The organism is Nonomuraea harbinensis, assembly GCF_019396385.1.
GTDB classification, from domain to species: domain Bacteria; phylum Actinomycetota; class Actinomycetes; order Streptosporangiales; family Streptosporangiaceae; genus Nonomuraea; species Nonomuraea ferruginea.
Genome location: NZ_JAHKRN010000078.1, coordinates 23,501 through 29,500 on the forward strand (window position 1 = coordinate 23,501; position 6,000 = coordinate 29,500).

Annotated in this window: 6 protein-coding genes and 1 pseudogene; 2 read left to right on the forward strand and 5 right to left on the reverse strand. The window is 68.7% G+C overall.

Features of this window, described 5'->3' with window-relative positions; translation table 11 throughout:
* Window positions 1–186: 186 nt before the first annotated feature.
* Together KME79_RS41790 and KME79_RS41795 are read right to left on the reverse strand one after the other, a co-directional pair.
* The gene (locus KME79_RS41790; RefSeq protein WP_219551665.1) at window positions 187–1,221 is read right to left on the reverse strand and encodes an alpha/beta hydrolase; all 1,035 of its coding nucleotides are present in this window, start codon (window positions 1,219–1,221) and stop codon (window positions 187–189) included.
* A 17-nt stretch (window positions 1,222–1,238) separates the two neighbouring features.
* Window positions 1,239–2,135 carry an arginase family protein gene (locus KME79_RS41795; RefSeq protein WP_246641302.1) on the reverse strand — a complete coding sequence of 299 codons (897 nt, stop codon included), beginning with the start codon at window positions 2,133–2,135 and terminating at the stop codon, window positions 1,239–1,241.
* Between the two features lie 110 nt (window positions 2,136–2,245).
* On the opposite strand from KME79_RS41795, the gene KME79_RS41800 reads away from it, so the two are divergent.
* Both KME79_RS41800 and KME79_RS41805 read left to right on the forward strand, forming a co-directional pair.
* Complete coding sequence (locus KME79_RS41800; protein ID WP_246641312.1) at window positions 2,246–2,803, forward strand: CGNR zinc finger domain-containing protein; 558 nt, start codon at window positions 2,246–2,248, stop codon at window positions 2,801–2,803.
* Window positions 2,804–2,898: 95 nt separating this feature from the next.
* The gene (locus KME79_RS41805) at window positions 2,899–3,102 is read left to right on the forward strand and encodes a hypothetical protein (protein WP_219551669.1); all 204 of its coding nucleotides are present in this window, start codon (window positions 2,899–2,901) and stop codon (window positions 3,100–3,102) included.
* 329 nt (window positions 3,103–3,431) lie between these two features.
* Here KME79_RS41805 and KME79_RS41810 read toward each other — a convergent pair whose 3' ends face one another.
* From KME79_RS41810 to KME79_RS47605, 3 genes and pseudogenes are all read right to left on the reverse strand, one after another.
* Entirely contained in the window at window positions 3,432–4,256 is an 825-nt protein-coding gene (locus tag KME79_RS41810) for an IS5 family transposase (protein ID WP_219551671.1), read from the reverse strand.
* Between the two features lie 31 nt (window positions 4,257–4,287).
* Complete coding sequence (locus KME79_RS41815) at window positions 4,288–4,617, reverse strand: hypothetical protein (RefSeq protein ID WP_246641303.1); 330 nt, start codon at window positions 4,615–4,617, stop codon at window positions 4,288–4,290.
* 340 nt (window positions 4,618–4,957) lie between these two features.
* A pseudogene (locus KME79_RS47605) lies at window positions 4,958–5,230 on the reverse strand (exonuclease domain-containing protein); the annotation flags it as partial.
* Window positions 5,231–6,000: the final 770 nt, after the last annotated feature.

A 6,000-nucleotide genomic window follows, 5' to 3' on the forward strand; every position in this document is an offset into this window, starting at 1 on the left:
GTGTGCCCTCGGCGGGCGGGTTGGTCGTTGTCACATGCCGCCATACCTTGCCGGGGCCGCTCTGCAGCCCGGGTCTGCGGAGGGCGTCCCTGGTCAGGGGCGAAGGCCGCCGATCAGCGCCATCATCGCCGAGCGATATCGCGTACATTGGCGCTCTCCACGGGTGGACTCAGCCGCGCGACGCGGTCATGAGGCGAGTTGCCGGCACAGCCAGCCGAGCGCCAGCGGATAGCGATACTCGATCAGGCCGTGCCCGGCGTCGAACAGCTCGAAGTGGACTCGTTCCTTGGGCGCTCCGGCGTCCAGAACGGCCTGATGGAACGCGGTCGCGCCGAGGTCGAGGTGGAATTCGTCCCGGTTGCCGGCGTCGATCCAGATGGCCCGCATGGACCGGAGCGCGTCGGCGTAGCGGTTCTGCCGGGCCATGCGGACCGGGTCCCAGGCCAGCCAGCGCTCCCAGACCTCGGGTACGAGAGCGCCGTTGGTGTCGAAGGGCAGACGGACCGTGCCGTCGTCGTCGGCCGAGTACGCCGCGGCGTAGCCGTAGGTCTCGATGAGGAGTTCGTCGTCGGGCCTGGTCAGGGGGGTCCGGCTGCGGAAGTCGGCGAGGAAGGCGTCGTACGACCTTCCGTACAGGTCGCGCAGCGTGCGGGCCTTGCTGGGGAAGTCCGGCAGGTAGCAGGTCTCGAAAAGTGCGTCGCCGGCATGTGTGGCGAGCGCGCCGAACACCTCTGGGCGCAGCATGGCCGTCACCATGGAGCCGTACCCGCCGCTCGACTTGCCGGTGATGGCTCGCATGTCGCGGGTGGGAATCGTCCGGTAGTGGGCGTCGACCCAGGTCACGACCTCGTCGCAGAGGTAGGTGTGGTACTGCCCGGTTCCGGGGGAGTTCAGGAACTGGCTGCCGCCGTAGGCGGTCCAGGCGTCGACGTAGACGACGATCGCCGGGGGCACGTCGTCGGTCGCGAAGACCTCGTCGGCGAGTTCCGGGAAGGGCCGGCGGAACGCGGTCCGGTTGGCCCACATGCCGATGTGGCCGGTGTAGCCCTGAATGACGTACACGGTGGGGTAGCGCCTGGCGACGTCGTCGTCGTAGCCCGGCGGCACGTAGACCCACAGCGGCCGTTCGTGGGGGTCGCCCAGCGGGTTGCCGCGCAGCGCGTGGCTGTCGATGACGTGGTGGTCGAGGCGGCCGGCGAGGTCGGCGGACCAGGGAAGCATGGAAGATCTCCTCGTTCTCAGCCGCGCAGCGCGGCGACGAGCGTGTCGGTCAGTTCCCGCGCGAGCCGGCCGTCCGGGTCGAGGTCGGGGTCGAAGACGGTCACCTGGAACCCGGTGCAGGCCGGCGCCGCCAGCAGCGGGGACAGCAGCGCGATGAGCTCGTCGTGAAGCAGCCCGCCGGGATCGGGTGAGTCGACGGCCGGCATCACGCCGGGGTCGAGGACGTCGACGTCGAGGTGTACCCAGAAGCCGTCCAGCTCGGCCCGTTCCAGGTGGGCGAGCGCGGCGCCGGCGGCCGCTGCGGCGCCCTCCTGCCGGATGCGGCTGACGTTCCACACCGGGATGCCGAGGTTTTCGAGTTCGTCCTGGTCCGTTTCCTCGTCCCGGATGCCTGCCACGACCACGTCGGAATCGCGCAGGTACGGGCGGCGGCCCTCGAGGTCGGTCAAATCCGCCTGGCCTCGTCCGGTGGCCAGGGCCAGGTCCTCGCCGGCGGCGGCTCCGATGCCGGTGGAGTTGCCGGCATGCCGGAAGTCGTCGTGGCCGTCGACGAACACCAGGCCGTAGCGGCCACGCCGGGAGAGCGCCAGCGTGGATCCCAGCAGGATGCTGCAGTCTCCGCCGAGGACGATCGGGAAGCGGTCCTCCTTGAGCAGCGCCTCGATGCGGTTGGCCAGTCTCACCGTGTACGCGGCCATGGCGGCGGCGTTGAACACCCCGTCACCGCTCTGCCACGCGCCACGGTCGTAGCGGGGCGGGGTGACGCAGCCGGCGTCCTCGGCGGCCAGGCGGTGTCGCAGGCCGTTGTCGCGCAGGGCTCCGGGCAGTTTGTAACACCCGGGCACGGTTCCCGGCGCGGGTGGCCGCAGCCCCAGGTTGGAAGGGGCGTCGAGCAGTGCTGGTCGTGGGTGCATCACGGCCTTACCTCACCGGTTTAGATGGTTTTGATGGTGAGAATTCTGGTCATCCTTGCCCAACCTGTCAAGGCGGCTTCACTGGTGAGATACTGGTGGACGTGAGCGCAATGGAGCTGGTCGGCAACTGCCTCTGCCTCGACTTCGCCAACACCGTCGCCCGGCGGCCCGAAGGTCACGGCGATCGCCTGACGACGATGGACGGCCTGCTCACCTGGGCGCAGGCGGCCGGAGTCCTTCCGCCGGACTTCGCCGGCGGGGGCGGCGTCGCGCTGGGCGACGCGATCGAGCTGCGCGAGTCCGTGTACCGGACGTTCTCGGCCGTCGCCGCGCGGCGGCATCCGGATCCTGATGACGTCTCCGTGATCATGAACACGTATGCGGAAGCGCTGTGCTCGGCCTCCCTCCACCGCGAGGGTGACGGGCACGTCCTGCGCTGGCCGGGGGAGCGATCGGCGCGTGCCGTGCTGTGGCCCGTCGCCGCCTCCGCCGGGCGGCTGCTGCTGGAAGGTCCGCTCAACCGGGTGGGGGAGTGCCCCTCGTGCGGGTGGCTGTTCCTGGACACCACCCGCAACGGCAGCCGCCGCTGGTGCAGCATGGCGATGTGCGGAAACCAGGTGAAGTCGCGGCGGTACTACGCCGCCAAGACCACGCACCGCGGCTCTTGACGATTTCTCGCCGATGGCGCCCGGGCTCTGTCAGCGGTGCCGCGCCGGCTTCGCTCGCCGCGGGCTGCGGTGGGTGGACATCAGCCTGGAGATCCGTGAACTCACCGTTGTCCCAGCAGCTCATCCACGTCAACGGCCAGATGCGAGTCGTCCCGCCCAAGAGTGAGGCGAGCCAGCGCACGATCCTCTTGGACGCCGAGGCGATCCGCCTGCTACGCCGTCACCGGCGACGCCAGCACCTGAAGGGGCGCGACACCGCCAGTTGGGTGTTCACCCGTGAGGACGGCCAGCCGATATGACCGGACTACCTGACCTACCGGTTCCGGTACCTGGTGGCAGCCTGCGGGCTGCCGCCAGTACAGCTGCACGACCTGCGGCACGGCGCTGACTCCCCAGCGTTGGCCGCGCACGTGGACCTGCGTACGGTCCTGGGGCAGCTCGGGCACACCAGTATCGTGCTGACCTCCGACACCTACGCCTCGGTCCTGCCCGAACTCCATCACGCGGCGGCGGAGGCCACGGCACGCCTTGTACTCACCACAGCGCAGGTCATAGGCCGCGGAAAAGGTCTCAGGTGTCGGTTTGTCCCAGACGTGACTCAGTGAGTGTTTGAGATCGGTGATCTTCGTCAGTCGCAGACGATTCTGGCCTGTCGCCGAGCGGGGCCTCTGCGGGTGAGACGGCGGGCCATACCGGCGATGGCAGCCCAGCGGATGATGGCCTCGGAGACCTTCGGGTCCCGTTCGTAGTCGCGGGCCAGGCGGCGGCAGGCGGTCAGCCAGGCCAGCGTCCTTTCCACCACCCAACGCCGTGCGATGACGCTGAAGCCGCGTTGATCGGCGGGCTTGCGGACGATCTCCAACGTGCTGCGCAGGGTGTCGCGGACCCAGTCCACCAACCGGCCGGCGAACCCCTGGTCGGCGAAGACATGCCGGATCGGGGTGGTCAGATACGCCGACAGCAGCGCGGTCTTGGCGCCGTCACGGTCCTGCCAGCTCGCCGCCACCACCGCGACGGTAACCAGCAGGCCGGTGGTGTCGGTGATGATGAACCGCTTACGGCCGTTGACCTTCTTGTTCGCGTCATAGCCGCGGCTGTCACGCCCGACAGTGTCGGCGCCCTTGACGCTCTGGGAGTCGATGATGCCCGCGGACAGCTCGCCATCACGGCCGTCCTGGCGGCGGGCCTTGATGCGCAGCTCGCGCAGCAGGGCCTCGGTCACGCCGGCCTGCTCCCACTGCTGGAAGTACCAGTACACGGTCTGCCAGGGAGGCAGGTCGGTGGGCAGGTACCGCCACGGGCAGCCGGACCGGACCACGTAAAGGATGGCGTTGACGATCTCCCGGCGCGGGTGCTTCTCCGGCCGCCCGCCGCTGCTGGGCTCGGGAAGCAGAGGCGCGATGAGATCCCATTGGGCGTCGGTCAGATCCGAGGGGTAGCGCAGCGGGGGCATCCGGACACCTTGGCCGCTCGCGAGCTGGTCGTCACGCTCGGGGGCGAGCGCGCACTGCGGCAGGCGGAAGGGCGAGCAGGGTCGCGACGAGGTCGAGTTCGCGGCGCTCGGCCGAGGTGACGATGCCGTCGGCCTTGGCCGCGTGGGCGAGGGCGGTCAGGTAGTCATGGTGCAGGCGGACCGCATCGGCGCGGCTGAGGTTCAGTTGGGCGGCCGAGGCGATCAGCTCGTCAGCTTCGGCGGCCGAGATGTGATGGTCGAGCAGCACCCGGTCGAGCAAGGCGAAGTAGGTGGCGGCGCGGATGGTGTCGGCGGCGCGAGGCAGTCGGGCCAGGAAGTGGGTGTCGCGCTCGGCGGACATGCCCCGGCGCACCGGGTGGGTGCCGGTAGGCGGGATGGCCGGCCACATCAGCGCGGAGGCGGAGTGGAGGACGTGAGCCCAGGGCGAGTCCAGGTGCGCGAGCCGGAGGTAGTGGCGCAGCAGCTCGGCGGCGGCCCGGGCGTCGACGAGCGCGTCGTGATGGCCGTCCAGCGGGATGTCGGCGACGGCGCAACAGCCCGGCCAACGTGCGGGGAGCGACCGGCAGGAAGCGAGCGGCCTCGGTCATCGTGCAGACGCCGACGGCGGCCAGAGCGGGGATCGCGGCGCCGGCCCGGGCGAACTCGTGCTCCAGGAACCCGAGATCGAAGCGGAGATGGTGCGCCACGGGCACCCACCCCCGCAGCAGACCGGCGAGACTCCCGGCGATCTCCTTGAAGGTCGGCGCGTGACGGACGTCGGCGGCGGTGATGCCGTGGATGCGTTGCGGTCCCAGGTCGCGTCCGTGGTTGACCAGGGTGCTCCATTCGCCGGTGACGAGTCCGCGCGGGTCGAGCAGCACGACGCCGACCTCGACGATCCGGTCGTGCCATGACGGGCGCAGGCCCGTGGTCTCCACGTCGATGACCGCGTATCCGGACTGGTTGCTGCTCATGGTCCTCCCCCTCTTCGTCCACCGGATCGAGGCGTCGTGGTGCCGGACGGTCGGGATGCGGGCACGGATTATGACTGCCCTGTGATGATCAGTGAACTTCCCTGAGCCTCTGCCTTTACGCCGTAGATCATCATCAGGCGCTCCCAGCGACAGCAAACTTGGTCGAAGGCACGTCTGTTGAACATCAGCCACCAGACGGGGTTACCGAACGAGACCGCTGCCTGCCGTTGCATGGCGGCGCGAGGGAGGCGGTGACGGATCATCCCGGGGTCAGATCAGGGTCAGATGATCAAAAAAGCCGGACCCCGCTCTGGGAATCCGGCCTCTGACCTGCTGCGATGTGGTGGGCGATACTGGGATCGAACCAGTGACCTCTTCGGTGTGAACGGAGTGCCTGACGTTCAATAGCCCTTGAAAATGAACGCCCTAGCACCAAAAAGCCCAGTAAAATAGGCATATAGACGATCGGACGATGTCGCTTTGGTCCGGGAAATGACGCACTGTCCACGGTCCAACGACGGTCCAAACGATCTTTAGGTGGGCTGAATGGGGTTCTCGCGGAAGCGCTTGAGATCGGGCAAGTGGCACTACACCGCCTACTACAAAGACCTCAAGGGAGCCGAGCGGTCGGCGGGCACCTTCACGGAACCTGTCAAACCCAGTGAGACATCAGGCTACTTGCGCACTTTGTGGTGAGGTGTCAATCTCGGCGGCCACGGGTGGCTGGTTGATCCACACCTTGGTCGGTAGTGCCGGCGGGTAGGGTCGCC